Annotated in this window: 24 protein-coding genes; 13 read left to right on the forward strand and 11 right to left on the reverse strand. The window is 67.4% G+C overall.

What is annotated here, in order from left to right:
• Positions 1 to 47: 47 nt before the first annotated feature.
• Positions 48 to 629 carry an NAD(P)H-dependent oxidoreductase gene (locus tag GIW57_RS13150; protein ID WP_236511411.1) on the forward strand — a complete coding sequence of 194 codons (582 nt, stop codon included), beginning with the start codon at positions 48 to 50 and terminating at the stop codon, positions 627 to 629.
• A 205-nt stretch (positions 630 to 834) separates the two neighbouring features.
• Here GIW57_RS13150 and GIW57_RS13155 read toward each other — a convergent pair whose 3' ends face one another.
• Genes GIW57_RS13155 through GIW57_RS13165 form a run of 3 tightly spaced genes read right to left on the reverse strand, consistent with a single transcriptional unit; the run spans position 835 to position 3202 of the window.
• Positions 835 to 1089: a DUF6587 family protein gene (locus GIW57_RS13155; protein WP_100465240.1), complete on the reverse strand. Its 255-nt coding sequence runs from the start codon at positions 1087 to 1089 to the stop codon at positions 835 to 837.
• Complete coding sequence (gene feoB / locus GIW57_RS13160) at positions 1089 to 2951, reverse strand: ferrous iron transport protein B (protein WP_236511413.1); 1863 nt, start codon at positions 2949 to 2951, stop codon at positions 1089 to 1091. The genes GIW57_RS13155 and feoB overlap by 1 nt, the downstream gene beginning before the upstream one ends.
• Positions 2948 to 3202 (reverse strand): FeoA family protein, encoded by a 255-nt coding sequence (locus GIW57_RS13165; RefSeq protein ID WP_089240906.1) that lies wholly within the window; start codon positions 3200 to 3202, stop codon positions 2948 to 2950. The genes feoB and GIW57_RS13165 overlap by 4 nt, the downstream gene beginning before the upstream one ends.
• A 120-nt stretch (positions 3203 to 3322) precedes the next feature.
• On the opposite strand from GIW57_RS13165, the gene GIW57_RS13170 reads away from it, so the two are divergent.
• The 7 genes from GIW57_RS13170 (at position 3323) to GIW57_RS13200 (ending at position 10138) form a co-directional block, all read left to right on the forward strand.
• On the forward strand, positions 3323 to 4111 hold the full coding sequence (locus GIW57_RS13170; RefSeq protein WP_099818343.1) for an enoyl-CoA hydratase-related protein: 789 nt from the start codon (positions 3323 to 3325) through the stop codon (positions 4109 to 4111).
• Between the two features lies 1 nt (position 4112).
• Positions 4113 to 4499 (forward strand): VOC family protein, encoded by a 387-nt coding sequence (locus GIW57_RS13175; RefSeq protein ID WP_236511416.1) that lies wholly within the window; start codon positions 4113 to 4115, stop codon positions 4497 to 4499.
• Between the two features lie 171 nt (positions 4500 to 4670).
• On the forward strand, positions 4671 to 5564 hold the full coding sequence (locus GIW57_RS13180) for a hydroxymethylglutaryl-CoA lyase (RefSeq protein ID WP_180831208.1): 894 nt from the start codon (positions 4671 to 4673) through the stop codon (positions 5562 to 5564).
• Positions 5561 to 8134, forward strand: a complete 2574-nt coding sequence (locus GIW57_RS13185) for an EAL domain-containing protein (protein ID WP_236511419.1) — start codon at positions 5561 to 5563, stop codon at positions 8132 to 8134. The genes GIW57_RS13180 and GIW57_RS13185 overlap by 4 nt, the downstream gene beginning before the upstream one ends.
• Before the next feature lie 79 nt (positions 8135 to 8213).
• Positions 8214 to 8984: an SDR family NAD(P)-dependent oxidoreductase gene (locus GIW57_RS13190; protein ID WP_100465235.1), complete on the forward strand. Its 771-nt coding sequence runs from the start codon at positions 8214 to 8216 to the stop codon at positions 8982 to 8984.
• Between the two features lie 49 nt (positions 8985 to 9033).
• On the forward strand, positions 9034 to 9600 hold the full coding sequence (gene yeiP / locus GIW57_RS13195; protein WP_099818338.1) for an elongation factor P-like protein YeiP: 567 nt from the start codon (positions 9034 to 9036) through the stop codon (positions 9598 to 9600).
• Positions 9590 to 10138, forward strand: a complete 549-nt coding sequence (locus GIW57_RS13200) for a hypothetical protein (RefSeq protein ID WP_236511429.1) — start codon at positions 9590 to 9592, stop codon at positions 10136 to 10138. Before yeiP ends, GIW57_RS13200 begins: the two co-directional genes overlap by 11 nt.
• Positions 10139 to 10188: 50 nt before the next feature.
• Here the strand turns inward: GIW57_RS13200 and GIW57_RS13205 are convergent, their stop codons facing one another.
• The 4 genes from GIW57_RS13205 to GIW57_RS13220 all read right to left on the reverse strand — a co-directional run bounded on the left by GIW57_RS13205 (position 10189) and on the right by GIW57_RS13220 (position 15678).
• Entirely contained in the window at positions 10189 to 10887 is a 699-nt protein-coding gene (locus GIW57_RS13205; protein WP_100465234.1) for an MliC family protein, read from the reverse strand.
• Between the two features lie 83 nt (positions 10888 to 10970).
• Complete coding sequence (locus GIW57_RS13210; RefSeq protein WP_236511430.1) at positions 10971 to 11363, reverse strand: nuclear transport factor 2 family protein; 393 nt, start codon at positions 11361 to 11363, stop codon at positions 10971 to 10973.
• Positions 11344 to 14508, reverse strand: a complete 3165-nt coding sequence (locus tag GIW57_RS13215) for a multidrug efflux RND transporter permease subunit (protein ID WP_236511432.1) — start codon at positions 14506 to 14508, stop codon at positions 11344 to 11346. The genes GIW57_RS13210 and GIW57_RS13215 overlap by 20 nt, the downstream gene beginning before the upstream one ends.
• 21 nt (positions 14509 to 14529) lie before the next feature.
• Positions 14530 to 15678, reverse strand: a complete 1149-nt coding sequence (locus tag GIW57_RS13220) for an efflux RND transporter periplasmic adaptor subunit (protein ID WP_236511434.1) — start codon at positions 15676 to 15678, stop codon at positions 14530 to 14532.
• A gap of 130 nt (positions 15679 to 15808) precedes the next feature.
• Here GIW57_RS13220 and GIW57_RS13225 point away from each other — a divergent pair, with 130 nt between their 5' ends.
• Positions 15809 to 16525, forward strand: coding sequence for a response regulator (locus GIW57_RS13225; protein WP_025874768.1), 717 nt, complete (start codon positions 15809 to 15811; stop codon positions 16523 to 16525).
• The gene (locus GIW57_RS13230; protein WP_100465229.1) at positions 16525 to 17592 is read left to right on the forward strand and encodes an ATP-binding protein; all 1068 of its coding nucleotides are present in this window, start codon (positions 16525 to 16527) and stop codon (positions 17590 to 17592) included. The genes GIW57_RS13225 and GIW57_RS13230 overlap by 1 nt, the downstream gene beginning before the upstream one ends.
• Here the strand turns inward: GIW57_RS13230 and GIW57_RS13235 are convergent.
• From GIW57_RS13235 to GIW57_RS13245, 3 genes are all read right to left on the reverse strand, one after another.
• Positions 17570 to 19336: a DUF4105 domain-containing protein gene (locus GIW57_RS13235; RefSeq protein WP_236511435.1), complete on the reverse strand. Its 1767-nt coding sequence runs from the start codon at positions 19334 to 19336 to the stop codon at positions 17570 to 17572. The genes GIW57_RS13230 and GIW57_RS13235 overlap by 23 nt on opposite strands.
• A 100-nt stretch (positions 19337 to 19436) precedes the next feature.
• Positions 19437 to 19736, reverse strand: coding sequence for a DUF2388 domain-containing protein (locus tag GIW57_RS13240; RefSeq protein ID WP_100465738.1), 300 nt, complete (start codon positions 19734 to 19736; stop codon positions 19437 to 19439).
• A 62-nt stretch (positions 19737 to 19798) separates the two neighbouring features.
• Positions 19799 to 21187 (reverse strand): FAD-binding oxidoreductase, encoded by a 1389-nt coding sequence (locus tag GIW57_RS13245; RefSeq protein ID WP_100465227.1) that lies wholly within the window; start codon positions 21185 to 21187, stop codon positions 19799 to 19801.
• A gap of 169 nt (positions 21188 to 21356) precedes the next feature.
• Between GIW57_RS13245 and serA the strand changes: the two genes are divergently transcribed.
• Positions 21357 to 22598: a phosphoglycerate dehydrogenase gene (gene serA / locus GIW57_RS13250; RefSeq protein WP_100465226.1), complete on the forward strand. Its 1242-nt coding sequence runs from the start codon at positions 21357 to 21359 to the stop codon at positions 22596 to 22598.
• A gap of 120 nt (positions 22599 to 22718) precedes the next feature.
• Here the strand turns inward: serA and GIW57_RS13255 are convergent, their stop codons facing one another.
• Entirely contained in the window at positions 22719 to 23333 is a 615-nt protein-coding gene (locus GIW57_RS13255) for an NUDIX hydrolase (RefSeq protein WP_236511437.1), read from the reverse strand.
• Between the two features lie 131 nt (positions 23334 to 23464).
• Here GIW57_RS13255 and GIW57_RS13260 point away from each other — a divergent pair, with 131 nt between their 5' ends.
• Complete coding sequence (locus GIW57_RS13260) at positions 23465 to 24940, forward strand: amino acid permease (RefSeq protein WP_236511439.1); 1476 nt, start codon at positions 23465 to 23467, stop codon at positions 24938 to 24940.
• Between the two features lie 97 nt (positions 24941 to 25037).
• On the forward strand, positions 25038 to 26465 hold the full coding sequence (locus tag GIW57_RS13265; RefSeq protein ID WP_099818326.1) for an amino acid permease: 1428 nt from the start codon (positions 25038 to 25040) through the stop codon (positions 26463 to 26465).
• Positions 26466 to 26621: the final 156 nt, after the last annotated feature.

Below are 26621 nucleotides of genomic sequence, written 5' to 3' on the forward strand. Positions count from 1 at the left end.
CCTGGGGCATAGCGCACGGTCGCGGTTTTCCAGCTTCCGAGACTGCCGTGCCCCGCTCCATCCTGATCCTGCTTGGCCATCCCGACCGCGACAGCCTGTGCGGCGCCCTCGCCCAGCGATACGCAACCGCCGCCAGCAACGCCGGCCACCGCGTGCGCTTGATCGCCCTGGGCGACCTTCAGTTCGACCCGGTACTTCGCCACGGCTATCGCCAGATCCAGCCGTTGGAAGCCGACCTGCAGGACGTCGCCGACGCGATCCAGGCCTGCGATCACCTTGTGCTGGTCTACCCGACCTGGTGGGGCGCGATGCCTGCCCTGTTGAAAGGCTTCTTCGACCGCGTGCTGCTGCCGGGCTTCGCCTTCCGCTACCGGCGCGATTCGGTGTGGTGGGACCGGCTGCTGGCTGGACGCAGCGCGCGGGTCATCACCACCCTGGACACGCCGCCCTGGTACTACCGGTGGATCTACCGCGACCCGGGCATCACCCAGATCCGCAGCACCATCCTGGGATTCTGCGGCATCCGCCCGGTGCGGGTCAGCCGCCTGGGCGCCGTGCGCAGCAGCACCCCGCAACAGCGCGAACGCTGGCTGGCTCAAGCGGCCGAGCTGGGTGCGCAGGCGCGTTGACGCGTCGCGGCGAACGGCCCGCCTCGTCCGGCCCGCAACGTGGATCCACGCCATGCGTCGATGATCAATTCCGACGCCGCTGGAGGGCGGCGCAGGAGATGAGTAGATCCACGCCATGCGTGGATAAGGATCAAGGGCGTGCGAACCAAGGTTCGCACCCACCAAAGAACCAAGCTTCGCACCCAGCAACGCAGGAAAGGCAGCCTCAGTGCTGCTTCGGCGGCGTCGGTCCGCAGCTGTCACAGCCGCCGCATGCGCCGCCACCGCCAGTGGCCGGCGGCGCGATCTTCCGGCCCAGCGCCTGCAACCAGGCCGCGCGGCCCGGCTTCAGCAGCGCCAGTGCCAGCGCGCCACGCAGCTTGCGCACGGTGCCGGGCGCCTGCTTCTTCAGCACCACCCAGGCACTGACCAGCACGGCCACCGCGATGATCAGGTACTGGACCAGCAGGCCAGCTTCCATCAGCCGCCTCCCAGCGCCACGGTCACCTGGTAGGTGATCAGCGCCGCGACATAGGCCGCAGCAAACAGGTAGAACGCCGAGAAGCCCATCGTCTTCCACGAGTTGGTCTCGCGCTTGATGGTGGCCAGCGTCGAAATGCACATCGGCGCATAGATGAACCACACCAGCAAGGCCAGGCCGGTGGCCAGCGACCAGCCGTCGGCCACCACCGGCGACAGTGCGGAGATCGCCGCATCGTCATCGGCTGCCGACAGCGCATACACCGTCGCCAGCGACGATACCGCTACTTCGCGCGCCGCAAGGCCCGGAATCAGCGCGATGCAGATCTGCCAGTTGAAGCCCAGCGGCGCGAAGATCGCCGTCATCGCATGGCCGATCTGGCCGGCATAGCTGTAGTCGATGGCCGGCATCGTCGCATCGGCGGGCGCGCCCGGGAACGACAGCAGGAACCACAGCAGGATGGTCAGCGCCAGGATGATGCCGCCGACGCGCCGGAGGAAGATCATGCCGCGCTCGTACAGGCCGACGGCGAGGTCGCGCGGATGCGGAATGCGGTACGACGGCAGTTCCAGCATCAGCGGGTGCTCGCTCTTGTCGCGGCGCCACTTCTTCATCACCCATGACATCACCAGCGCGCTGAGGATGCCGGCTACATACAGGCCGAACAGCACCAGGCCCTGCTGGTTGAAGATGCCGATCTTGCCGGCCGGAATGAACGCGCCGATCAGCAGCGCATACACCGGCAGGCGTGCCGAGCAGGTCATCAGCGGTGCCACCAGGATCGTGGCCAGGCGGTCACGCGGGTCCTGGATGCTGCGGGTGGCCATGATGCCCGGCACCGCGCAGGCGAAGCTGGACAGCAACGGGATGAACGAACGACCGGACAAGCCCGCCGCCGCCATCATGCGATCCAGCAGGAACGCAGCGCGCGGCAGGTAACCGGACTCCTCCAGTGCCAGGATGAAGGCAAACAGGATCAGGATCTGCGGCAGGAACACCACCACGCCCCCCAGGCCGGCGATGATGCCGTCGGTCAGCAGGCTGGTCAGCGGCCCAGCCGGCAGCACGCTGGCGGCCAGTTCACCCAGCCAGGCGAAGCCGGCCTCGATGCCATCCATCAGCGGCGTCGCCCAGGCGAACACCGCCTGGAAGATCAGGAACATCACCACGACCAGGGTGATCAGGCCGAACACCGGATGCAGCAGCCAGCGGTCGAGCGTGTCGTCGATCTTCGCGGTCCGCGCCGGCATCCGTACGGCGGCGGCCAGGATCGCGCGTACCTGCGCGTGGTAATCCACGTCCTTTTCAACACCGGCCAGCGGCGCATCCAGATGCGGCACCATCGTGTCCAGGCGTTCCACCAGCGCACGCGCGCCCTGCTTGCGCACCGCCACGGTTTCCACCACCGGCACACCGATCTCGCGCTCCAGCGCGGCAACATCGATCTGGATGCCGCGACGCTGCGCGGCGTCAACCATGTTCAGGGCGATGATCATCGGCTTGCCCAGCTCGCGCAGCTCCAGGGCGAAACGCAGGTGCAGGCGCAGGTTGGTGGCGTCGATCACGCACAACAGGACATCCGGCGCGGCCTCACCCGGGTAGAAGCCCCGGCACAGGTCGCGGGTGATCGCCTCGTCGAGGCTGGCCGGATGCAGGCTGTAGGCGCCCGGCAGGTCGAGCACGGCGAACTCGCGGCCGGACGGCGCGCGCAGGCGGCCTTCCTTGCGCTCGACGGTGACGCCGGTGTAGTTGGCGACCTTCTGTCGGCTGCCGGTCAGCTGGTTGAACAGGGCGGTCTTGCCGCTGTTGGGATTACCGACCAGCGCGATGCGCAGCGGTGCGGCGGTTGCGGTGGCACTCATGCGCGTCGCTCCTGGCTTGCCGGGTCGATGACCACGCGCCGGGCCTCACTGATACGCAGCGCGAAACGGGTGAACCCGACCTGCACCAGCAGCGGCTCGCCGCCGACCGGACCCCGCGCCACCAGGCGCACTTCCTCACCCTTGACGAAGCCCAGCTCGCGCAGGCGCCGGGCGATGGCATCGTTGGCATGCAGGTCCTGCACGGAATCGACCACGGCCGAGGTGTGCAGGGGCAGTTCGGACAGCGTCATCTAGCGTGTTCTCTGCTGGATGTAAATGGTTCTCGATTCTAACATTCCCGCGTCGCGTCATGGCCCATGACCAATGGCCCGCTATGATCCATACAGGTATGGAGCAACCCCCGGAATCCCATGAACGATGCTTTGCAGATCGAGCGCAATGGCGCTGTCCTGACCCTCTGGCTGAACCGGCCGGAGCTGCACAACGCCTTCGATGCCGGCCTGATCGCCCGGCTGACCGCCGCCCTGGAAGCAGCCGGCCGCGATGACACGGTGCGCACGGTGGTGGTGGCAGGCCACGGCGCCTCCTTCTCCGCCGGTGCCGACATGCAGTGGATGCGCGGCATGGCCACGGCCAGCGAGGCGGACAACCGCGAGGACGCCCTGGCGTTGGCGCGGCTGATGCGCACCCTGGACGAGCTGCCCAAGCCGACCCTGGCCCGGGTCCACGGCGCCGCCTTCGGTGGCGGTGTCGGTCTGGTGGCCTGCTGCGATATCGCCATCGCTACCAGCGCCGCCCGCTTCGGCCTGACCGAAAGCCGGCTGGGCCTGCTGCCGGCAGTGATCTCGCCCTATGTGATCGAGGCCATCGGCAGCCGCCAGGCCCGTCGCTGGTTCGCTACCGGCGAACACTTCGACGCCGACACCGCCCTGCGCATCGGCCTGATCCACCATCTGGTGGAGCCCGAACGCCTGGACGAGGCGGTACAGCGGCAGCTGGCCCTGCTCGACAAGGCCGGGCCGATCGCCTCGGCGTCGGCCAAGCTGCTGGTCCGGCAGGTGCGCGACGCCGATGATCGCGACAGCCTGGACCGTGACAATGCCGCCCTGATCGCCCGCCTGCGGGTGTCCGCCGAAGGCCAGGAAGGCCTGGGCGCGTTCCTCGACAAGCGCGCGCCGCACTGGGTCACGGAGGCCTGACATGCTGGATCATATCGGTTTGAACAGCAGCGACCTGCCGCGCAGCAAGGCCTTCTTCCTGCAGGCGCTGGCACCGCTGCAGATCGGCCTGGTGATGGAGGTCAGTGCCGAACAGACCGGCGCCCACGACCACGTGGGTTTCGGCAACCACGGCAAGCCGTTCTTCTGGCTGGGCAATGCGGCACCCCTCAGCCAGGGTGTGCACGTGGCCTTCGTCTGCGGCGAACGCGCCCAGGTTGATGCGTTCCACGCCGCCGCGCTGGCCGCAGGTGGCCGCGACAACGGGGTGCCCGGCCTGCGCCCGTGGTACCACCCGGACTACTACGCCGCCTTCGTGATCGACCCCGATGGCAACAACATCGAGGCGGTCTGCCACCTGCCCGGGTAGGCCCTTCCGCCACAACCAGGCGCAGGCGTGGCCGCTTGTGCGACCCGCCTGCGTATCTCATCTGGCAGCCCGGCGAAGACCGGGCCGCCCCCGTTTCCCAGGAACCGCCGTGACCCCAGTCGATCCCATCCGCCCTGCCCGTCCCGCCTCACCTGTCGTGGGGGTGCCGCGATGAGCGATTTCGTCCGCATCGTCGAAGTCGGCCCGCGCGATGGCCTGCAGAACGAAAAGCAGGCAGTGGCCACCGCCGACAAGATCGCCCTGATCGATCGTCTGTCGGCCACCGGCCTGCGTACCATCGAGGCGACCAGCTTCGTCAGCCCGCGCTGGGTCCCGCAGCTGGCCGACGCGGCCGAGGTCTATGCCGGCATCCAGCGCCGCGCGGGCATCGCCTATCCGGTACTGGTGCCGAACGAGCAGGGCTACGACCGTGCGCGCGCCGTCGGCGTGCAGGAAATCGCGGTCTTCACCGCTGCATCGGAAGCCTTCAACCGCACCAACACCAACGCCGGCATCGATGAATCACTGGCCCGTTTCGAGCCGATCCTGCGCCGTGCGGCGGCTGATGGCGTGCGCGTGCGTGGTTACGTCTCCACGGTGCTCGGCTGCCCGTACCAGGGCGAGGTGCCGCTGGCCGACGTTGTGCGTGTGGCCCGTGCCCTGCATCAAATGGGGTGTTACGAAATCTCGCTGGGCGACACCATCGGCGTCGGTACGCCGCGCAAGGCCCGCGCGATGCTGCAGGCAGTGGCCGCCGAGATCCCGATGAGCGCACTGGCCGTGCACTTCCACGATACCTATGGCCAGGCCATCGCCAACATCGCGGCCTGCCTGGAAGAAGGCGTGCGCGTGGTCGACAGCGCCGTGTCCGGTGCCGGCGGCTGCCCGTACGCGAAGGGCGCCAGCGGCAACGTGGCCAGCGAGGACGTGGTGTACCTGCTGCAGGGCCTTGGCCTGGAGTGCGGTGTCGACCTGCCATCGCTGGCCGAGACCGGCCGCTGGCTGGCCGGGTTGCTCGGCCGCGCTACCGCCAGCCGCGTCGGGCAGGCGCTGGCGGCGACATGAACGACAGCGGCCCGCGCGACCGTCCGGCCATCGGCGATGCTTCCGCCGCAACCGACGACGCGCTGGCCGCTCTGGACGCGGCGTTGGCCGCTTCTCCATCGCCAGCCCAGGCCAGGCTGCTGCGCCAGGCGCGACAGGCCTTGGCCGATGCGCAGCAGCGCGAACTGGATACCCAGGCCCGCTATGCCGCGCTGTTCGACGCCGTACCCGACCCGGTCAGCATCCTCAGCGCCGAAGGCGTGGTGCTGGACGTCAACCGTGCCGGCATCGTCGCCTACGACCGCCCGCGCGAAGACATCGTCGGCCAGCCCATCGAACTGCTCAACCCGGACCTGCCCAGCGACCACCTGCAACCGGTGTGGGAAGCGCTGAACCGCGGCGACACCTACGTCATCGAAGTGACCAACATGCGCGGCGATGGCAGTCGCTTTCCGGTGGAGGTGCATTCGGCCGGCTTCCAGGACCGGGGCCAGCCCTGCATCGTCGCCGTCGCCCGCGACCTGAGCGGGCGCTGGCGCGCAGAGTCCCGCTATCGCCTGTTGATGGAGTCGATCGACAAGGGCGTGATCCTGTTCGACCGCAGCCTGCGTGTGCTGTCTGCCAACCCGGCAGCGCATCGCATCCTCGGCCTCACCGGTGGAGGCGTAGGCTTGAATTCGATGCTCGATCCCGAAGCCTGGATCGTTGTCGACGAACATGGCCACCCGCTGACCCAGTCACAGTGGCCGACCAGCCGTTGCTTCCAGGCCGGGCGGATGATCCGCAGCACCATCATCGGCCTGTACCACCGACCACGCGGACGCATGCTGTGGTTGTCCACCACCAACGTGCCGGTATTCGGCACCGGCTGCGACCAGGCCGACCATGTCTATGCGATGTTCAGTGACATCACCGAACTGAAGCGCAACAACACCCTGTTCGCGCGCGCGCAGTCACTGGCCCACATCGGCGGCTGGGAGTGGGATCGCGGCCTGCCGCGCCTGTACCTCACCGATGAGGCGCGGCGCATCGTCGGCCAGCCGGCCGATCTTGAGGACATGCCGGACCTGCTGGACTGCCTGCGCAGCGACGACCGCGCCGCCCTGCAGCAGGCACTGGCCGACACCATCGAACACCGCAGCAGCTTCGGCCTGGAGCTGCAGGGCCAGCGCCGCGATGGCCACTCGTTCTGGATCCGGATGATCGGCGAGGTCTCGGCCGGCGATGTCGATGCCGCGCGCATCACCGGCACCGTGCAGGACATCACCGAGCGCAAGCAGGCCGAGGAAACGCTGCGCGTGCAGGCCCGCACCGACCCGCTGACCGGGATCATGAACCGCGATGCGGTGCTGAGCGACCTCGGCGTGCGCATGGACAGCCCCAGCCACGACCGCGTGGCGGTGCTGTACATCGACCTGGACCGCTTCAAGGTGGTCAACGACCTGCTTGGGCACAACGCCGGTGATGAACTGTTGATCGAAGCGACCCGGCGCATCGCCACCGCGATCGGCACCGAGGGCCTGCTTGCCCGCTTTGGCGGCGACGAATTCCTGGTGATCTGTGACCTGCGCGACCAGCCGGACCAGGCCGAACAGCTGGCCGAGCGCATCACTGCGGCCTTCTCGGCGCCGTTCCAGCTGGGCAGCGACGAGTTCCCGGTCACCGCCAGCATCGGCATCGCCCGTGCACCGCGCGATGGCGACCGGCCGCAGCAGCTGATCCAGAACGCCGACACGGCGATGTATGAGTGCAAGCGACGCACCCGCAACGGCTGGCAGGTGTTCTCCCCGGAACTGGCACAGCGCCAGCATGACCGCCTGCAGATCGAGAGCCGCCTGCACAAGGCCCTCGATGGCGACGAGTTCCATCTGGTCTACCAGCCACAGGTGAACCTGCGCAGCGGCGCCACCATCGCCTGCGAGGCGTTGATGCGCTGGCACAACACCCAGCTGGGGCAGATGCGCCCGGACCTGTTCATCCGCCACGCCGAGCACACCGGCGACATCGTGCGCATCGGTCAATGGGCGTTGCGCGAAGCGTGCCGGCAGGTGCGGCAATGGCAGGACGACGGGCTCGGCCTGGTGCGGGTGGCCGTCAATGTGTCCTGGCGACAGTTCGTCGGGGAGGATCTCGCCCGCTGGGTGCGGCAGGTGCTGGACGAGTTCGGCCTGCCCGGCAGCGTGCTTGAACTGGAGTTCACCGAGCGGGTGCTGATCGAGGATGCGCCGGACACCCTGCGCACCTTTGCCCGCCTGCGCGAGATGGGGGTGATGCTGACCATCGACGACTTCGGCGAAGGCTACAGCGCCCTGAACTACCTGCGCCGGCTGCCCATCCATGGGCTGAAACTGAGCCAGCTGTTCGTCGAAGGCATCCCCCGCAACCGCTCGGATGTGGCGGTCTGCGAGGCGGTCTGCGCGATTGCCCGCAGCCTCGGCCTGGGCGTGGTCGCCGAAGGCGTGGAAACCGAGCCGCAACGGCAATGCCTGCTCGACCTTGGGGTGACCGTCGGCCAGGGCTTCCTGTTCGCCCACGGCCTGCCCGCCGCAGACTTCGAGCGTCGCCTGCGGCGCGCCCGCGAACTGGGCTGAGGCCGGCGGCGCAGTGCACAACGGCGGCTGCCGCCGCTTCCGTTAGAATCGGCGGTTCTTGAACCTGCAGGACCGTGCAATGCAGCTGTCTTCCGTACGTGCCGTGATCACTGGCGGCGTCTCCGGCCTCGGCCTGGCCGTGGCCCAGCACCTGGTTGCCCAGGGCGGCAAGGTCGCCCTGTTCGACCTCAACGACGCCAAGGGCGCGGCCGCTGTTGCCGGGCTGGGACAGGACAACGCCCGCTATTTCAATGTCAACGTCAGTGATGAAGCGTCCGTGTCGGCGGCCATCGACCAGGCCTTCGATTTTCTCGGCGGCCTGAATGTCGCCATGAACTGCGCCGGCATCCTCGGCGCTGGCCGCGTGCTGGGCAAGGAGGGCCCGATGCCGCTGGCCGGGTTCCAGGGCACGGTGATGGTCAACCTGGTCGGCAGCTTCAACGTCGCCAAGGCCGCCGCCAATCGCATGCAGCACAACGAGGCCGGGGTGGACGGCGAGCGCGGTGTCATCATCAACACTGCCAGCGTTGCCGCCTACGAAGGACAGATCGGCCAGGCCGCCTACTCCGCCTCCAAGGGTGGCGTGGTGGCAATGACCCTGCCGATGGCCCGCGAGCTGTCGCGCTTCGGCATCCGCGTCAACACCATCGCGCCGGGCGTGTTCTGGACGCCGATGGTCGATGGCATGCCCGAGGCCGTGCAGGAATCGCTGGCCGCATCGATCCCGTTCCCGTCGCGCCTGGGCAAGCCGGAAGACTTCGCCAGCCTGGTCGGCCACATCCTCGGCAACACCTATATCAACGGCGAGACCATCCGCCTGGACGGCGCCACCCGGCTCGCTCCGAAGTGATTCCCCCCGGGCGCCGGGACGGCGCCCTCCCCCAACGACCAACATCATCATGAAAGCCAACGACATCAAGAAGGGCAACGTCGTCGAGTTCAACAACGGCGTCTACCAGATCCGCGACATCGAGCGCAGCTCGCCGCAGGGTCGAGGCGGCAACGTCCGCTTCCGCTTCATCATGTACAGCGTGCCGGGCGGCAACAAGCTCGATGCCAGCTTCGATGCCGACGACAACCTGGTCGAAGTCGAACTGCTGCGCCGCCAGTCCACCTATTCGTACAAGGACGGCGATGCGTTCGTGTTCCTCGATGACGAGGACTACACCCCCTACACCCTGGACGCGGACGTGATCGGCGATGACGCCGGCTACATCACCGACGGCCTGACCGGCATCTACGTGCAGGTGATCGACGAGCAGCCGGTGGCCATCCAGCTGCCAGCCTCGGTGGTGCTGGAAGTGATCGAGACGCCGCCGGAACTGAAGGGTGGCACCGCCACCAAGCGCCCGAAGCCGGCCAAGCTCAACACCGGCATCGAGATCATGGTGCCGGAGTACATCGTCAACGGCGAGCGTGTGCTGGTGAGCACCGCCACCGGCGAATTTGCCGGCCGTGCCGATTAGGCGTGCGGCACTGATCGCCTGCCTGTCCCTGCTTGCGGCGTGCTCGCCGCAGGCAACGGACAACGGCGCAGGTGGTGCCACGCCAGAGGCCGTAGCGGTCGATCCGGTGGCTGCCACCGCACCGGCAGCGGCGTCGCCCGCGGCCCTGCAGGAACCCGCCGAGGAGCCCTCCGCTACCAGCCTGCCCTCGAGTTACGAGGAACTGGAACAGGCCCGTGCTGCCGCTGGCTGTGCGGTCTCCAACGACGTGTACGACATCGAAGACATACGCATCTACTGTCAGATGCCCGACGACGTGCAGGCGTTTCTCGCGCGCGAAAACACCTGCCAGCATTTCGCCGGCGAAGAAGCCTACGACGACGAGCGCCGTCGAGAGCTCGAAGAGGCCAGCGCGACATACTGCGAGGGTCGCGAGAAGATCTTCACCGATCTGGTCGCGCGCCATCGCGGTGACTGTGCGATCCGCACGGCGCTGATCGGGATCAACAGCCGCTACGACCTGGTGTTCGAGCTGGACTTGAAGCCCTGTGAGGTCTGACCGATCAACGCCGGGCATGGCCCGGCGCTACCGATCCGCGGAACCACGCGTTACTTCGCGCCGAAGTTGCCGCAGCCGTGGTACTGGCGCGTGCCCACGGTCAACATCGCCTTGGCCTCGAACGCTTCACCGCTCATGTCGTCCTGGCAGGTGGTGCGCTGGAAGCTCAGCTTGATGTCGGTGCCATCGGCGGCCTTGCCGACCCAGCCGTCTGCGCCCTCGGTCGGTTTGGCGACTGCGAAGCGGCGCTCGCCGTAGTCGACCTCCACCTGCAGGCCCGGTGCATCACCATCGACGACGGCCAGCCATCCCGGCTCGTTGCCGGTGGCACGGAACGCGGCGTTGCCGGCACTGCCATCGCCTTCGGTCGCTTCCACCGCGCCACACTCACGGTCCGCCTCGCCTTTCAGGCTGAGCAGCGCTTCGTCACTGCCACGGGTCCAGAAGCTGTTGCCCTTGCCATCGGCATATTCCGCTCCGGAGGCGGCGCGTTGGGAGGACATCGCGAAACTGCGCTCGCCGATCACAACCGTCGCTGCGTCTTCGCCGTTGAAGGTCGCGCGCACGTCGAGGTCGCCGCAGCGATAGAGGGTTTCGTTGCCGCCGCCATCAACAGCGGCGGCCACAGGCTCCGGTGCCGGCGTTGCGACCGCATCGGCTGCGCCATCGGAGGCCGGCGTCTGCGCCGGCTGGCAGGCGCTCAGCGCAAGGCCGAGGGAAGCCGCCAACAGACTGGGAATTACACGCATGGCTCGACTCCTTGTCGAAACTACAGAGATCTTGGACCCTACCATCTGCACGCAAACGGGGCCTGAAAGCTGCATGACCGTGTTCAGCCTGCCAGCACCGCCATCGACAGCAGCTGCGCGCCGCTGGCACTGGAAGCACTTGTCCAGACGCGCAACAGGCGAAAGCGCTGCACGTGTTCGCGTCCCAGCCAGTGCACATGCAGCTGAACATCGCCGGACAACAACGCCAGGTGGCCACACAGCAGCGTTTCCACCGCATGCACCTGCAGCGCAAGAATCTGCAGGCGGCCTTGCTGCCAGTCCCTCAGCCAGGGCAGGTCGAGCATCCGGCCGCCCTGCCCGTCCATCATGAACAACACCGGTGACAGCAGTGCCGTTGCTGCACCATGGTCACCGTCCAGCAGCGCGTCCCACAGCTGCTGCTCCAACACGCGCAGCTGCGCCTCGTACAGGCCCTCAGGGCTCCTGCTTTCCATCCACCTGCTTTCCATCCACGCTTCCTCCCGGCGTCGGCCGGCGTCGGCGCAGGCGCTGCGCAAGCCACTGCTGCGCCCCCTGCACCACCACATAGAACACCGGCACGAAGAACACGGCCAGCACGGTCGCACTGACCATGCCGCCGAACACGCCGGTACCGATGGCCTGTTGCGTTTCCTTTGAAGCACCCTGCGCCAGCATCAGCGGCACCACGCCCAGCGCGAACGCCAGCGAGGTCATGACGATCGGCCGCAGCCGCAGGCGTGCCGCTTCGATGGTCGCCTCGACCAGACCGCGTCCCTGCTGTTGCAGCTGGCGGGCGAACTCGACAATCAGGATCGCGTTCTTCGCCGAAAGCCCGATCACCGTGATCATGCCGACCTTGAAGAACACATCATTGGGCATCTCGCGCAGGAGCACTGCAGCAACGGCGCCGAGCAGGCCCAACGGCACCACCAGCATCACCGCCAGCGGAATCGACCAGCTCTCGTACAGCGCCGCCAGCACCAGGAACACCACCAGCATCGACAGCAGCAGCAACCACGGCGCCTGGGCGCCGGACTCACGCTCCTGCAGCGACTGGCTGGTCCACTGCAGGGCAAAGCCCGCGGGCAGCTGCTGTGCAAGGCGCTCCATCTCGATCATCGCCTGACCGGTGGAGACCCCGCTGGTGGGTGCGCCGGACAGGTTCAATGCCGGGAACCCCAGGTAACGCTGCAGCTGCAGCGGCGCCTCGGTCCAGTGCGCGGTGACCAGCTCGGACAACGCCACCATGCCGCCCTCGCTGTTGCGGACATACAGCTTCAACACATCCTCCAGCTGCATGCGGTGCGGCGCATCGGCCTGCACGATCACCTGCTGCATGCGCCCGCGATTGGGAAAGTCGTTGACGTACTGCGAGCCCATCGCCGCCGACAGCGTTGCACTGATGTCGGCGAACGCCACACCCATCGCCTCCGCCTTGGCGCGATCGATGTCCAGCCGCACATTGCTGCCCGCCGGCAAGCCATCGGCATGCACTTCGGCCAGCAACGGGCTGGCTTCCGCCAGTTTCAGCAGCTGCTGCAGGGCGGCGCGCAGCTCGGCCTGGCCCTGCCCGGTACGTGCCTGCAGCGCCAACGAGAACCCGGAGGAACGGCCAAGACTGTCGATGGCCGGCGGCATGACGCTCATCACCTCGCCTTCCGAGACCGTCGCCATCGCCTGCTGTGCCGCCTTTACTTCGTCCGCTGCAGTGCTGCCGCCGCGCTCACCCCAGTCCTTCAGCATGGTGTAGGTCAGTGCGGCGCTCGGGCCGGAACCGGAGAAGCTGTAGCCGAGGATGGCCTGGTTGGACGCGATCGCCGGCCGCGAGGCGACGTGCTGCTCGTAGGCTTCGACCACCGCCAGCGTGCGTTCGGCGGTTGCTTCGGCCGGCAGCTGGATGGAGGTCATGAAATAGCCCTGGTCCTCTTCCGGCAGGAACGCACCCGGCAACCAATGCAGGCCAATCAGCAGCGCCACAAGCAAGGCAGCGAACAGGCCCATCACCCGGCCACTGCGCCGAAGGACCGCCGCCACGCCCTGCTGGTAACGCCCGGTCATCCGCTCGAAGCCACGGTTGAACGCACCGAACACACCCCCGCGGCCATGGTGACCACGCGTGCCCTGCCGCAGCAACGTCGCGCAGAGCGCCGGGGTCAGGCTCAGCGCCAGCAGTGCCGAGAACAGGATCGACACCGACATCGCCACACTGAACTGGCGGTAGATCGCACCGACCGAGCCACTGGCCAGCGCCATCGGGATGAACACCGCCGTCAGCACCAGGGTGATGCCGATCACCGCACCGGTCAGCTCACGCATCGCCTTGATCGTGGCCTCGCGCGGCGGCAGGCCCTCTTCGGCCATGATCCGCTCCACGCCCTCGACCACCACGATCGCATCGTCAACAATGATGCCGATCGCCAGCACCATGCCGAACATAGTCAATACGTTGATCGAGAAACCCAGCGCCAGCATCACCGCGAAGGTGCCCAGCAGTGCGATCGGCGCGACCAGGGCGGGGATCAGCGTGTAGCGCCAGTTCTGCAGGAACAGGTACATCACCGCAAAGACCAGCAGCATCGCCTCGATCAGGGTCTGCAGCACCTTCTGGATCGAGACCTTGACGAAGGGCGCAGTATCGAACGGAATGCTGGACTCAACACCGTGCGGCAGCAGCGGCTGCAGGTCGGCCATGCGTTCGCGCACAGCCGTGGCGGTACGCACTGCGTTCGCACCGGGGCGCAGCTGCACGCCGGCGGCCGTCGCCGGATAGCCGTCTTCGCGCGTGCCCCAGGCATAGCTCTGCGCACCCAGTTCGACCCGGGCGACGTCACCCAGCAGCACCCGCGAACCATCGGCACCGGCGCGCAGCACGATCGCCGCGAACTGCTCGGGGGTGGACAGCTGGCCTTCGGCACTCAAGGGCACGGTGATGCGCTGGCCGGGAACACCTGGCGAATCGCCGATACGACCCGGCGAGATCTCCAGGTTCTGCTGCTCGATCGCGCTGGCCACATCGCCCATGGTCAGGCCGTAGCCGGTCAGCCGGGTCGGGTCCAGCCAGATCCGCATCGCCTGTTCGGCACCGAACAACTGCACGCGGCCGACGCCGTCGATGCGCCGCAGCTCTTCGATGATGTTGCGCGCCATGAAATCGCCCAGCGCCGCTTCACTGACGCTGCCATCGGGTGAGCGCAGGCCCACCAGCATCAGGAACCCCGAGTCGGCAGCCTCCACGAACAGGCCGTTCTGGCGCACGCTGCGTGGCAGGCGCGGTTCGATCGCCTTGATCCGGTTCTGCACGTCCACCTGTGCCAGCTCGGGATCGGTACCGGGCTTGAAGGTCGCGGTGATCGACGCTTCGCCGGAGGTGTCCACCGACGATTCGAAGTACAGCAGGTGCTTGACGCTGGACAGCTCACGCTCGATCAGCCCGACTACCGCATCATTCAACGTCTGCGGGCTGGCGCCGGGATAGCTGGCATAGATGCTGACACTGGGAGGTGCGACCGCCGGGTAGCGCTCGACCGCCAGCCGCGGGATGGCCAGCACGCCGGCCAGGATGACGAAGATCGCCAGCACCCAGGCAAACACCGGGCGATCGATGAAGAAACGAGCCATGTCGTAGGTTCCTGGAAGGGCTCAGCCCTGGCTTGCGGATGTCGGCGGTGCACTGGCGCTGGCAACGGGGACCTGCCAGTCGCGCGGGTCGACCAGCACGCCTTCCTGCAGGCGCTCCTGGCCTTCCACCACGACCTTCTCGCCCGCCTTCAGGCCATGCCGCACCAGCCATTGCCGGTTGACGCTGCCGTCCACCTCCAGTGTGCGGATCACTGCTTTGCCATCGGCGGCGATGACCCAGGCATAGGCCTGGCCACCGGCGCTGCGCAGCACCGCCTGCTGTGGCAGCAGCAGCGCGCTGGCCGGCGCACCGCGTGGCACCCTGGCACGCACATACATGCCCGGCAACAGCTGCCGCTCAGGGTTGTCGACCAGGATGCGCAGGATCACATCGCCGGTGCGTGCATCGACATTGACACCGGAGAACAACAGCCGGCCGCGCTCGGGCAGCGGCGAACCCGCCGCGCCGATGATCGTCACCGGCAGCTCGCCGTCCACCGCACCACGCCGCAGGGACTGCAGCTGCGATGCGGGTTGGCGCACGTCCACATAGACCTGGTCGATCTGCTGCACCACCGCCATCGGCTCGGCATCGGCGACGCCGACCAGCGCGCCTTCGGTCACCAATGCCTGGTCGATGCGGCCATCGATCGGTGCACTGACCGTCGCATAGCGCAGGTCGAGCTGGCGTCGCGCCAGGATCGCGCGTGCTTCGTTGACCGCTGCGCGGGCCTGCTCGTGCTCGGCGCTGGCATCGTCGCGATGCTGCTGGCTGACCGCCTGCGCAGCGGCCAGCGCCTGCAGCCGCTGTGACTGCAAACGGCTGCGGCCGAGGGCGGCCTCGCTGCGCTGCAGGGCGGCCAGCGCCGAATCGACGTCGGCGCGGAACGCCGCCGGGTCGATCTGGAACAGTGGCTCCCCGGCGTGTACTTCCGCGCCCTGCTCGAACATCCGGCGCTGCACGATGCCGCCGACCTGCGCACGGATCTGCGCGGTGCGCACCGCCGCCACCCGACCGGGCAGTTCATCATCGCGCTGCACCACCTGCGGGCCGACGGTGACCACACTGACGCGCGGCACGGCTTCGACGGTGGGTTCGGGGCGGGAGCAGGCCGTCATGGCCAAGGCGAAGGTCGCGACCAGCGCGACCGGAGTCCTGAAGGTTCTCATTGCTGTGCACAGTGCCGCAGACGCGGCTGACGAATCATGAAGCGCGCAGTGTGCGTGCCGATGATGGGGTTTCGATGGAGGAACTGTGGAGATACGATGGAGGGCAAGCACCTTCCGGCCTCGCCTTGCCATGCATGCCTCCCCTGCCCTCGCGGCGCTGGTCCTGATCGTCGAGGACGAAGCCGAGATCGCCGACATCCTTGCCGCCTACCTTGAACGCGAGGGCCTGCGTACCCTGCGTGCGGCCGATGGCCAGATTGCCCTGGACATGCATCGCAGCATGCGCCCGGACCTTGTACTGCTGGACGTGCAGCTGCCGCGGCTGGATGGCTGGAGCGTGCTGACCCAGCTGCGCCAGCGGGGCGAAACGCCGGTCATCATGCTGACCGCGCTGGACCAGGATCTGGACAAGCTGACCGCACTGCGGATGGGCGCCGATGACTATGTAGTCAAACCGTTCAACCCCGCCGAGGTGGCGGCGCGCGTGCGTGCAGTACTGCGGCGTACGCTGCGCAGTCCGCGGGCGGATGCGCCCAGTGCCCTGCGCGTCGGCCCGTTGCTGATCGACACCGCCACCCACGCCGTGCATGTGGAAGGCGACGGCTACAGTCACGAGCTGCTGCTGACCCTGACCGAGTTCAAGCTGCTGCATTGCATGGCTTTGGCGCCGTCACGGATCTTCAGCCGCAGCGAGCTGATGCACGAATGCCTGCCGGAAAGCGAAGCACTGGAACGCACCGTGGACAGCCATGTCAGCAAGCTGCGGCGCAAACTGGACGAAGTGGGCCTCACCCAGATTCCGGCCAGCGTGCGCGGTGTCGGCTACCGACTGATGGCCGACCGCTGATGCGCCGCTCCGGGCTCAGCCGGCACATCATCGTGTCGATGTCGCTGATGGTCGTCGGCGTCATCGTGATGGTGATCCTCTCTTCGTGGCTGCTGTATGCGGTGCTGATCGAGTTTTTCCCGGCCAGCGCCGAAGAGCCGGAAGGCTGGCTGCCGACTGGACCCGAGCTGGCGTGGATGGTCGGGGTGATCCTGACCGGACTGGCGCTGGCGATCGCCGCCTCGTTCCGCCTGGCCCATCGCATCCTGTCGCCGCTCAATTCACTGGTGGACAGCGTACGTGCGCTGGCGGGCGGCGATCTCGGCGCGCGCGCCACGGCCGAGGCCAACTCCCCCGGCGAGGTCGCAGCGCTGGTGGACGACTTCAACGCGATGGCGCGCCGCCTGCAGCACATGGAAAGCGAACGGGTGATGTGGCACGCGGCCATCGCCCACGAACTGCGCACGCCGGTGACGATCCTGCGCGGCCGCCTGCAGGGCCTGGCCGAAGGCGTGTTCCAGCCCGATGAGTCGCAGTTCCGCAGTCTGCTGGCGCAGGTCGAGGGCCTGTCACGGCTGATCGAGGACCTGCGGGTGCTGAGCCTGGCCGACAATGCCCGCCTTGATGTGCGCCGCGCCCGCACCGATGTGGTGGCCGAAGTGCATTCGGTGATGACCCTGGTCGATCCCGCTTTCCGCAGTGCCGGCTTCGTGCTGGAGCTGGAGACAAGCCGCGAGGAGCACCCCGCCCATTGCGATCCGACGCGGTTGCGGCAGGCGTTGCTGGCCTTGCTGGAGAACGCGCGCCGCTATGCCAACCCGGGCAAGGTACGCATCGCCGTGCATGACACCGTGGCCCATGTGCAGGTGGCGATCGAGGACGAAGGCCCGGGTATCGACCCGGCCCTGCACGCGGACATCTTCAATCCGTTCATGCGCGGCGACGGCTCACGATCGCGCCTGGGCGGTGGCAGCGGCCTCGGCCTGGCCGTGGTCAAGGCCATCGCCGATGCGCACGGCGGCCAGGTCTACTGCACGCCGGGCACGGCCGGAGGCAGTCGCTTCGTCATCGAGCTGCCGCGCCAGTAGGAGGTATTTCAGCCGCCTGCTCACGCACGCGCGCACCCAACGCCGCCAGATTGTTGTCGATGTCATCCAGCTCACGTCGCTGCGATGGCGGCAACTGCGCGCGCAGCTGCACGCGCAGTGCCTGCCAGGCGGGTATGGCCTGTGCGCTGGCGACGGCCACTGCGCGTGCCACCTCTGCCTGTTCTTCCGCCTGCGGCAGGCCGTAGCCGGCGTCGGCCAGCAATTGGCCGGGCCGCAACCACTGCCCGCTCTGTTCCAGCAAAGCGCGCAGTGAACGGGTGGCGCTGCTGTCAGGGTCAGCCAGCAACCGCCGCTTCAATGCGTCGCGTGCGCGCAGTTCCGCGCGCCGCTGCGCCGCCTGTTCCAACAGCAGCAGGCCGGCACTGGCGCGCACATCACCGCGCAGCAACCACGGCGCCCGCTGTTGCGCCGGCAGCGCCAGCCATGCGCGCACATCGCGCGCCGGCAATGCCATCTGCGCGGCGGCAACCGAAAACAACTGCTGGTAGTGGTCGCGCGCAGACGCAAAGTAGTAGCCCTGCGCCTGGGCCTGCGCGGAATCGGCCAGCACCTGCTCGTCCAGGGCATGCAGCCGCGCCAGCCGGCGCCGCAACCCGCGCGGGCTCAGCTGCGCCAGGCCGGCTTCGCCCAGACGTGGAACACCTGCCTGCAGCAGCTTTGCCGTCTCCACCGCGCAGTTGTTGCTGACGAAGTAATAGCGGCCGTCATAGCTCCAGTGCACCTGTGCAGTGCGCTCGAGCAGGCTGGCGATCTCGCTGCGGTCCAGCTGCAGCGGCAGCGAGGCCAGTCCGCGCAGCTCGACCTTGGTGTACTCGTCCACCACCTGCTGCAGCGGCAGCACGAACAGGCGCGATGGATAGCCACCGGTCAGGCCGCGCCAGTTGGAAATCTGCACGTCGCCGACGAAGGCGCGGAAGGACAGCACCCGGTGATGCTCCAGGTCCAGCCTGCAGTCCGGACCCGGTGCGCGGCCGGGACGGCAGATCACCAGCCGCAGCATGCTGTGGCCCCAACGGCTCATCGGCTGCGCACTGCCTTCGGCGAACAGATAGTCCACGGCGTACACACGCGACGGATCAAGCTGCAGCAGCGACGCCGCGCCCTCTTCCGCATCGGCCTGCAGCAGTGGAACGGTGCCAGCGCAGTGCGGCGCAGGCAACGATGGCGGCGTACCGAAGTGCGCCTGATACCACTGCGCCAGTGCCGGGCGGCGGCACGCGAACTCTGCATCCAGCACGAAGTGTTCGGCGTTCACCGCCAGGTACTCGGCCGGGTCGGTCAGCTCGTAGGCATCGGGGCTGCGGTCGCGGAAGGCATTGTCGCCGCGGCCCAGATGCCACGGCTTGCGCTGCCAACCGGCAAGGTCACGCCAGCGGGCGCTGCGCGACCAGTGCGCACTGTTGCGGTCAGCAACATGGGTCAGTTCGTGCACCAGCGCGCTGCGGCGGGCACGACGGGCACCGGCCACATCGTCATCCAGCAGGTCGCGGCGCAGCGCGATGCGCCCGGCGAAGGCGCGGCCATGCACGTTCGCGGGCAGGTCGTCACGCCAGCCGACCTGCACCTGCGCGGGCAATGCACGCAGCAGGCCGTCGGGCAGCAGCGACTGCACATCACGCAGTGTCTGCGTCGCCACCTGCTGCTGCGCCGGGCTCAGCCCGGTCGGGTCCAGCTGCAGGCGCTCAGCCGCATGCGCAGCGTGAGCGATCAGCAGTAGAGCCACGCCATGCGTGGCTGCTGTGATCGCCCGTCTGCGCTTCGCATTCAGCCGAGCATGGCTCGGCTCTACAGAAAGCGATGACGCGGAGGTCATGCTGCCCGGATCAACGCGCCAGCAGCGCGCGGGCCAGTTCCATATCACTCTGCTGCTGTGCAGCTGCATCGTGCTCGCGCAGATGCACCAGTGCCGCCTGCAGGCGTGCGCCACGGATCTGGCCATCGCTGGCGACAAAAGCCGCCGCATCATCGCGTGCAGCCAGCACCACCTTGTCATCGCCCGAGCTGCTGCCCGAGGAACCCGAAGAGGCGCCCGTCGCCGACCCGGCCGAGGTGCCGGCAAAGCTCGAAGCGAAGCCGGCCAGCGGCAGGGACAACAGGGCAAGCAGCAGAAGCGGACGGATCATGGTCAGGGAGTTCATCGATTGGGTGGATGGAGCGTAACGGCTGGGTGAAGTCTTTGCCCGTGTCAAAGGTCGAACAATTTGCCGGGATTCAGCCGCCCTTCGGGATCGAACGCGCGCTTGACCGCCTTCATCAGCCCGATCTCGGCCGGGCCACGGGTGCTGTCCAGGTAGCCCTTCTTGACCAGGCCGATACCGTGCTCGGCCGAAATGCTGCCATTGAAGCGCGCCAGCACCTGCGCCAGCAGCTTGGTCACGTGCTCGCACTGGGTCACGAAGTCGGCATCGCTGGTGTCATCCGGCTTGAGCACATTGATGTGCAGGTTGCCGTCACCGATATGGCCGAACCAGACCACATCGAAATGCGGGTAGGCGTCGCCGATCAGCGCCTGGGTCTCGGCCAGGAACGCCGGCATCGACGAGATCCGCACCGAGACATCGTTCTTGTAGGGCTTGTAGCGCGCCAGCGCCTCGGTGATGCCCTCGCGCAGGCGCCACAGCTGCGCCGCCTGGGCATCGCTGGCACTGATCACCCCGTCGCTGACCCAGCCATTGCCCATGCAGTCTTCGAAGGCGGCCATTGCCGCAGCTTCCTGCGCTTCATCGCCGGCAGCGAATTCGGTCACCACGTAATAGGGGTGTACTTCATCGAACGGTGCCTGCGCGCCGTGTGACAGCACGTGCTCCAGCGCACGGTCGGTGAAGAATTCGAAGGCCTGCAGCTGCAGTCGCGCGCGGAAGGCGGCGAACACCTGCATCAGCACGTCGAAGCTGGGCAGCGCCAGCAGCATCACGTTGCTGGCCGGCGGCGGGTCGGTAAGTTTCACCGTGGCCTCGACGATCACGCCCAGCGTGCCTTCCGAGCCGATCAGCAGCTGGCGGAAATCGTAGCCGCTGGAGTTCTTGATCAGGCCCTTGTTGAGCTCGAGCAGTTCGCCCGTGGCAGTGACCACCTTCAGTCCGGCGATCCATTCACGGGTATTGCCGTAACGGATCACCCGGATGCCACCGGCATTGGTGGCGATGTTGCCGCCGATCGAGCACGAGCCGCGCGCAGCGAAGTCCACCGGATAGATGAGGCCGTGCTCCAGCGCGGCGTTGTGCAGCGCCTCCAGCGGCATGCCGGCCTGCACCACCAGGGTGCGGTCGACGGCGTCGTAGTCCAGCGCCTTGTTCATCCGCTCCAGGCTCAGCACCAGCTCGCCATGGGCCGCCACCGCGCCGCCGGACAGGCCGGTGCGGCCACCGGACGGAACCACCGCCACGCCCTCGGCCGCGCTCCAGCGCATCACTGCCTGCACTTCTTCCACCGTGGCCGGCAACGCGATAGCCAAGGGCGCCGGCGTCCAGCGCCGGGTCCAGTCGCGCCCGTAATGCTCCAGGTCGGCAGGGTCGGTCTTCAGCTTCAGGCCGGGACAGGCCTGCTGCAACGAGGCGATGCGGGAATCGGTCATGACGGTCCAGCGCGGGGCGTGAAGAACGGGCAAGCGTGCCAGCGGCGGGGGCCAGCGTCCAGCCCCGCAGCGCCTTCGATAGCTGCAGTTGCAACCAATTGCGCACTGCACCATGGGCGTTGCGATCTGGCATAGTGGTCAGCCCCTGTCCCACTGGCCGTGCCGCCCCATGTCGCCGAAGAAGACCTCGTTCCCGAAGCAGGATATCCGCGTACTGTTGTTGGAGGGGGTCAGCCAGACCGCCGTGGAGGTGTTCAGCGCCGCCGGCTACAGCCAGATCGAAGCGCACACCAAGGCACTGCCCGAGGACGAGCTGAAGGCGCGCATTGCCGAGGCGCACATCGTCGGCATCCGTTCGCGCACCCAGCTCAGCGCCGAGGTGCTGGCCGAGGCCAAGCGCCTGATTGCGGTCGGCTGCTTCTGCATCGGCACCAACCAGGTCGACCTGGATGCGGCTGAGCTGGCCGGCATACCGGTATTCAACGCGCCCTACTCCAACACCCGCAGCGTCGCCGAGCTGGTGATCGCCGAAGCGATCATGTTGACCCGTGGCATTCCGCAGAAGAACGCCGAGTGCCATCGCGGCGGCTGGTCGAAGTCGGCCAGCGGCAGCCATGAGGTGCGCGGCAAGGTGCTGGGCATCATCGGCTACGGGCATATCGGCACCCAGGTGGGCGTACTGGCCGAATCGCTGGGCATGCAGGTGATCTTCCACGACGTGGAAACCAAGCTGTCGCTGGGCAATGCCCGTGCCGCGGCCAGCCTGGATGACCTGCTGGCGCGCGCCGACATCGTCACCCTGCACGTGCCGGAGACGCCGTCCACGCAGTGGATGATCGGCGCCACCGAGCTGGCGAAGATGCGCCCTGGCGCGCACCTGATCAATGCTGCGCGCGGTACCGTGGTCGACATCGATGCGCTGGATGCTGCGCTGGCCAGCGGCCACATCGGTGGCGCGGCGCTGGACGTGTTCCCGGTCGAGCCGAAGGGCAACGGCGATATCTTCGAATCACCATTGACCCGCCACGACAACGTGATCCTGACCCCGCACGTGGGCGGCAGCACGCTGGAAGCACAGGACAACATCGGCATCGAAGTGGCCGCCAAGCTGGTGCGCTACAGCGACAACGGCAGCACCCTGTCGGCGGTCAACTTCCCGGAAGTGACCCTGCCCGAGCACGCCGACAGCCTGCGCCTGCTGCACATCCACCAGAACGTGCCGGGCGTGCTGTCCAAGGTCAACGAGATCTTCTCGCGGCACAACGTCAACATCGACGGCCAGTTCCTGCGCACCGACCCGAAGGTGGGTTACGTGGTGATCGACATCACCGCCAGCGAGGAGCAGGCCAGCGCGGTGCGTGACGAACTGGCGGCGATTCCGGGCACGCTGCGCACGCGCATCCTGTATTGAGTGGCGCGCCGCCGGGCGGGCCCCGGCGGAATGCATCCGGCACCACGCCATCCACGCATGGCGTGGATTTACTTGGCGTGCGATCTCCTGGTAGATCCACGCCATGCGTGGATGCTTTTTTCAGCGCGCCAGCCAGCGCCGCGCCATGCGCTGCATCGATTCATCCGACTGCGGATCGCTGGCGACTTCGGCCACCGGGCGCCAGGCCAGCTCCAGCGACTCTTCGCTGAGCACGAAATCCTCTCCGCCCAGCGCACGGATCACGAAACGCACGTCGTAGTGCCAGTGCCCCGGCACGTCTCTGCGTTCCGGAATCCAGTGCTTGTCCAGGTCGAAGATCGCCGGATCGTCCAGCACCAGCCCGGTCAGGCCGGACTCCTCTTCGGCCTCCTTCAGCGCCACCCGGGCCAGGTCGCGGTCACCGTCGGCATGCCCGCCCAGCTGCAGCCAGCGGTGCAGCTTGCGATGGTGGGTCAGCAGCAGGCGCTGGCCATCGGCGCTGACCAGCCAGCAGCTGGCGGTGAAATGGCCTGCCAGCCGCTCACGGCGGAACGCATCCTCCGCATCGTCGATCAATGTGCCGAATTCGGCAGCGAGGGCGTCGTGGGCGGGTTCTTTGCGCGCATAGTCATGCAGCAGGTGGCGCAGGTGATCGTCAAGCACGGCAAGGGATTCGGTGGTTTCGCTCATGAATGCGGGGTGCCCGGAAAAATACCGGCCATTATCGCCGCTCATTGTTGCGTTTGCGCTTGTGCGGTGCCTTCAGCATTGGCTAAGGTACAGCGGGCCGTTTGCGCGGCCTTCACCATTCGGGCCGCTGGCAATGTACCGGCAGCCCTCCCAATCCGATCATCAGGAAGTACTGCATGCTGAAAGCTCTGTTGAGGGTCAAGCCGGTCGAACCGGCCGGGCACGTCGATGCCGGCGAACCCATCGAAGGCAGCCTGGACGGCGAAGCCACGTTGAAACGGACCCTCACGGCGAAACACCTCATCATGCTTGGCATTGGTGCGGTGATCGGCGCAGGTATTTTCGTGCTCACCGGCCAGGCCGCGGCCAACCACGCAGGTCCGGCGGTGATGCTGTCGTTCGTGTTCGCCGGCATCGCCTGCGCGCTGGCAGGCCTGTGCTACGCCGAGTTCGCAGCGATGATGCCGGTCTCCGGCAGCGCCTACTCCTACTCCTACGCCACCCTCGGCGAGGGCATGGCCTGGTTCATCGGCTGGTGCCTGGTGCTGGAGTACCTGTTCGCCTCGGCCTCGGTCGCGGTGGGCTGGTCGGCGTACCTGATCAGCTTCATCACCACCACGCTGCACATGCCGTTCCCGGACGCGCTGAGTGCGGCGCCGATCGCCTGGAACGGGCACGAGTTCGCCGCCTCCGGCAAGCTGTTCAACCTGCCGGCGGTACTGATCGTGGCGGCGGTGACCGGCCTGCTGTACGTGGGCGTGACCCAGTCCGCGTTCGTCAACGCGATCATTGTGGCCATCAAGGTGTTCGTGATCTGCCTGTTCGTGGGCATCGGTGCGGCGCACGTGGACCCGGCCAACTGGCACCCGTTCATCCCGGAAAACACCGGCGTGTCCGGCGAGTTCGGCTGGAGCGGCGTGTTCCGCGCGGCCACCATCGTGTTCTTCGCCTACATCGGCTTCGATGCGGTCTCCACCGCTGCCGGCGAAACCAAGGACCCGCAGCGCAACATGCCGATCGGCCTGCTCGGCTCGCTGGCGGTCTGCACCATCGTCTACATCATCGTCTGCGCGGTGCTGACCGGCATGCTGCCGTACCACCTGCTGGGCACCGACAAGCCGGTGGCCACCGCGCTGGAAGCCTACCCGAGCCTGTCCTGGCTGAAGACCGCGGTGGAAATCGGTGCGATCGCCGGCCTGTCCTCGGTGGTGCTGGTGATGATGATGGGCCAGACCCGCATCGCCTACACCATATCGCGCGACGGCCTGCTGCCCAAGGTGTTCGGCAAGGTCCACAAGCGCTTCCGCACGCCGTACTGGGCCACGATCGTGGTCGGCGTGATCGCCGCCTCGCTGGCCGGCCTGGTGCCGCTGAACGTGCTCGGCGAGCTGGTGTCGATGGGCACCCTGCTGGCCTTCGCCACGGTCTGCATCGGCGTGCTGATCCTGCGTTACACCCGTCCGGAGCTGCATCGTCCGTTCCGCGTGCCGCTGGTGTGGGTGATCTGCCCGCTGGGCGCGCTGTCGTGCCTGTTCCTGTTCTGGCAGGCGTTCGTGGTGCACTGGCACCTGTTCGTGGGCTGGACCTTGCTGGGCCTGTTGATCTACTTCGGCTACGGCATCCGCCACAGCAAGCTGGCCAAGTCGCCCTGATCCTCCCGACGGGCTGGCCGCTGCGCCGGCCCGTCGATATCCGCAAGCATTTCCGCCCGCGCCCGTTCACGGGGCGCACCGCACAAGACCACCACACATGTTCAAGCAACTGTGGGCCACCAAGCACCCGCACGCCGCCCACGAAGACGCCAATGGCTTGAGCCTGCGTCGCCACCTCGGCCCCTGGGGCCTGACCGCACTCGGCATCGGTGCGGTGATCGGCGGCGGCATCTTCGTCATCACCGGCCAGGCTGCCGCCAACCACGCCGGCCCGGCCATCATGCTGTCCTTCGTGCTGGCCGCGATCTGCTGCGCCTTCTGCGCCCTGGCCTATGCCGAGTTCGCGGCGATGGTGCCGGTCTCCGGCAGCGCCTATACCTATACCTACGCGACCTTCGGCGAGCTTTCGGCCTGGTTCATCGGCTGGATGCTGGTGCTCGAGTACGGCGTCTCCGCCTCGGCCGTGGCGGTCAGCTGGACCGGCTATTTCCTCAGCCTGCTCAGCCATTTCGACATCCATCTACCGGCAGCGCTGGTCAGTGCCCCGTTGGACGCGCAGTTGCGCCCCACCGGCGCCATCGCGAACATCCCAGCCGCGATTCTGGTGCTGCTGCTGACCTGGCTCTGCTACGTCGGCATCAGCAAGTCGTCGGCGATGAACATGGCCATGGTCATCCTCAAGACCGGCCTGATCGTGCTGGTGATCGTGGTCGGCTGGAAGTACGTGGACACCAGCAACTGGACCCCGTTCATTCCCGCCAACGAAGGCCCCGGAAAGTACGGCATGGAAGGCGTGCTGCGCGGCGCTGCGATGGTGTTCTTCGCCTATATCGGCTTCGAAGCGGTATCGGTGGCCGCGCAGGAGTCACACAAGCCGCAGCGCGACATGCCGATCGGCATGATGCTGTCGCTGGTGATCTGCACCGTGCTGTACATCGCGATGGCTGCGGTCATGACCGGCCTGGTGCCCTACCAACTGCTGGGCACCGATGAGCCGGTAGTCACCGCCGTGGCCGCGCATCCGCAGCTGGGCTGGTTGCGGGTGGTGGTGGAGATCGGTGCGTTGATCGGTCTGTCCTCGGTGGTGCTGGTGATGATCATCGGCCAGCCGCGCATCTTCATGATCATGGGTCGCGACGGCTTGCTGCCGCCGGTGTTCACCAAGATCCACCCGAAGTACCGCACGCCGCATATCAACACGGTCATCACCGGCATCGGCATCGCCCTGCTGGCGGCGCTGTTCCCGTTGGACATCCTCGGTGAACTGACCTCGATGGGCACGCTGATCGCCTTCGCCGCGGTCTGTGCCGGTGTACTGATCCTGCGCCGTACCCAGCCGGACCTGCCGCGTCCGTTCCGCATCCGGGGCGCGTGGTTGATCTGCGGCCTGGGCGTGCTGAGCTGCCTGGCGCTGCTGTCGGCGATGACGCTGCACAACTGGATGCTGATGGGCGTGTGGACGTTCGTCGGCTTCGTGATCTACTTCTTCTACGGGTTCAAGCACAGCCGTCTGCGGGGGAAGTGAGGTTTTCTGCATTGCAGGGCCTGCGGCCCTGCACCTGCCTTTGAAGCCAGAGCAACGGCAGCAGCTGAGCTGAGGGTTTGGCGGGGAGGGTTGGATTCGCGGGGGACGCCGTGAATCCGTCCCTGGAGGCTTGGCCGCGGCATCCATGCCGCGGAC

Source organism: Stenotrophomonas sp. PA-6-5C (assembly GCF_021605635.1).
GTDB classification, from domain to species: Bacteria; Pseudomonadota; Gammaproteobacteria; order Xanthomonadales; family Xanthomonadaceae; genus Stenotrophomonas; species Stenotrophomonas lactitubi.

Excerpts from the sequence above, each read along its gene's own strand:
- GIW57_RS13205 (WP_100465234.1), bottom strand. The coding sequence starts at position 10,887 with ATGCGTGTAATTCCCAGTCTGTTGGCGGCTTCCCTCGGCCTTGCGCTG.
- GIW57_RS13260 (WP_236511439.1), top strand. The coding sequence starts at position 23,465 with ATGCTGAAAGCTCTGTTGAGGGTCAAGCCGGTCGAACCGGCCGGGCAC.
- GIW57_RS13155 (WP_100465240.1), bottom strand. The coding sequence starts at position 1,089 with ATGGAAGCTGGCCTGCTGGTCCAGTACCTGATCATCGCGGTGGCCGTG.
- GIW57_RS13210 (WP_236511430.1), bottom strand. The coding sequence starts at position 11,363 with ATGGAAAGCAGGAGCCCTGAGGGCCTGTACGAGGCGCAGCTGCGCGTG.
- GIW57_RS13220 (WP_236511434.1), bottom strand. The coding sequence starts at position 15,678 with ATGAGAACCTTCAGGACTCCGGTCGCGCTGGTCGCGACCTTCGCCTTG.
- GIW57_RS13245 (WP_100465227.1), bottom strand. The coding sequence starts at position 21,187 with ATGACCGATTCCCGCATCGCCTCGTTGCAGCAGGCCTGTCCCGGCCTG.
- serA (WP_100465226.1), top strand. The coding sequence starts at position 21,357 with ATGTCGCCGAAGAAGACCTCGTTCCCGAAGCAGGATATCCGCGTACTG.
- GIW57_RS13190 (WP_100465235.1), top strand. The coding sequence starts at position 8,214 with ATGCAGCTGTCTTCCGTACGTGCCGTGATCACTGGCGGCGTCTCCGGC.
- GIW57_RS13255 (WP_236511437.1), bottom strand. The coding sequence starts at position 23,333 with ATGAGCGGCGATAATGGCCGGTATTTTTCCGGGCACCCCGCATTCATG.
- GIW57_RS13225 (WP_025874768.1), top strand. The coding sequence starts at position 15,809 with ATGCATGCCTCCCCTGCCCTCGCGGCGCTGGTCCTGATCGTCGAGGAC.
- feoB (WP_236511413.1), bottom strand. The coding sequence starts at position 2,951 with ATGAGTGCCACCGCAACCGCCGCACCGCTGCGCATCGCGCTGGTCGGT.
- GIW57_RS13180 (WP_180831208.1), top strand. The coding sequence starts at position 4,671 with ATGAGCGATTTCGTCCGCATCGTCGAAGTCGGCCCGCGCGATGGCCTG.
- GIW57_RS13240 (WP_100465738.1), bottom strand. The coding sequence starts at position 19,736 with ATGATCCGTCCGCTTCTGCTGCTTGCCCTGTTGTCCCTGCCGCTGGCC.
- GIW57_RS13165 (WP_089240906.1), bottom strand. The coding sequence starts at position 3,202 with ATGACGCTGTCCGAACTGCCCCTGCACACCTCGGCCGTGGTCGATTCC.
- GIW57_RS13215 (WP_236511432.1), bottom strand. The coding sequence starts at position 14,508 with ATGGCTCGTTTCTTCATCGATCGCCCGGTGTTTGCCTGGGTGCTGGCG.
- GIW57_RS13185 (WP_236511419.1), top strand. The coding sequence starts at position 5,561 with ATGAACGACAGCGGCCCGCGCGACCGTCCGGCCATCGGCGATGCTTCC.
- yeiP (WP_099818338.1), top strand. The coding sequence starts at position 9,034 with ATGAAAGCCAACGACATCAAGAAGGGCAACGTCGTCGAGTTCAACAAC.
- GIW57_RS13230 (WP_100465229.1), top strand. The coding sequence starts at position 16,525 with ATGCGCCGCTCCGGGCTCAGCCGGCACATCATCGTGTCGATGTCGCTG.
- GIW57_RS13170 (WP_099818343.1), top strand. The coding sequence starts at position 3,323 with ATGAACGATGCTTTGCAGATCGAGCGCAATGGCGCTGTCCTGACCCTC.
- GIW57_RS13265 (WP_099818326.1), top strand. The coding sequence starts at position 25,038 with ATGTTCAAGCAACTGTGGGCCACCAAGCACCCGCACGCCGCCCACGAA.
- GIW57_RS13175 (WP_236511416.1), top strand. The coding sequence starts at position 4,113 with ATGCTGGATCATATCGGTTTGAACAGCAGCGACCTGCCGCGCAGCAAG.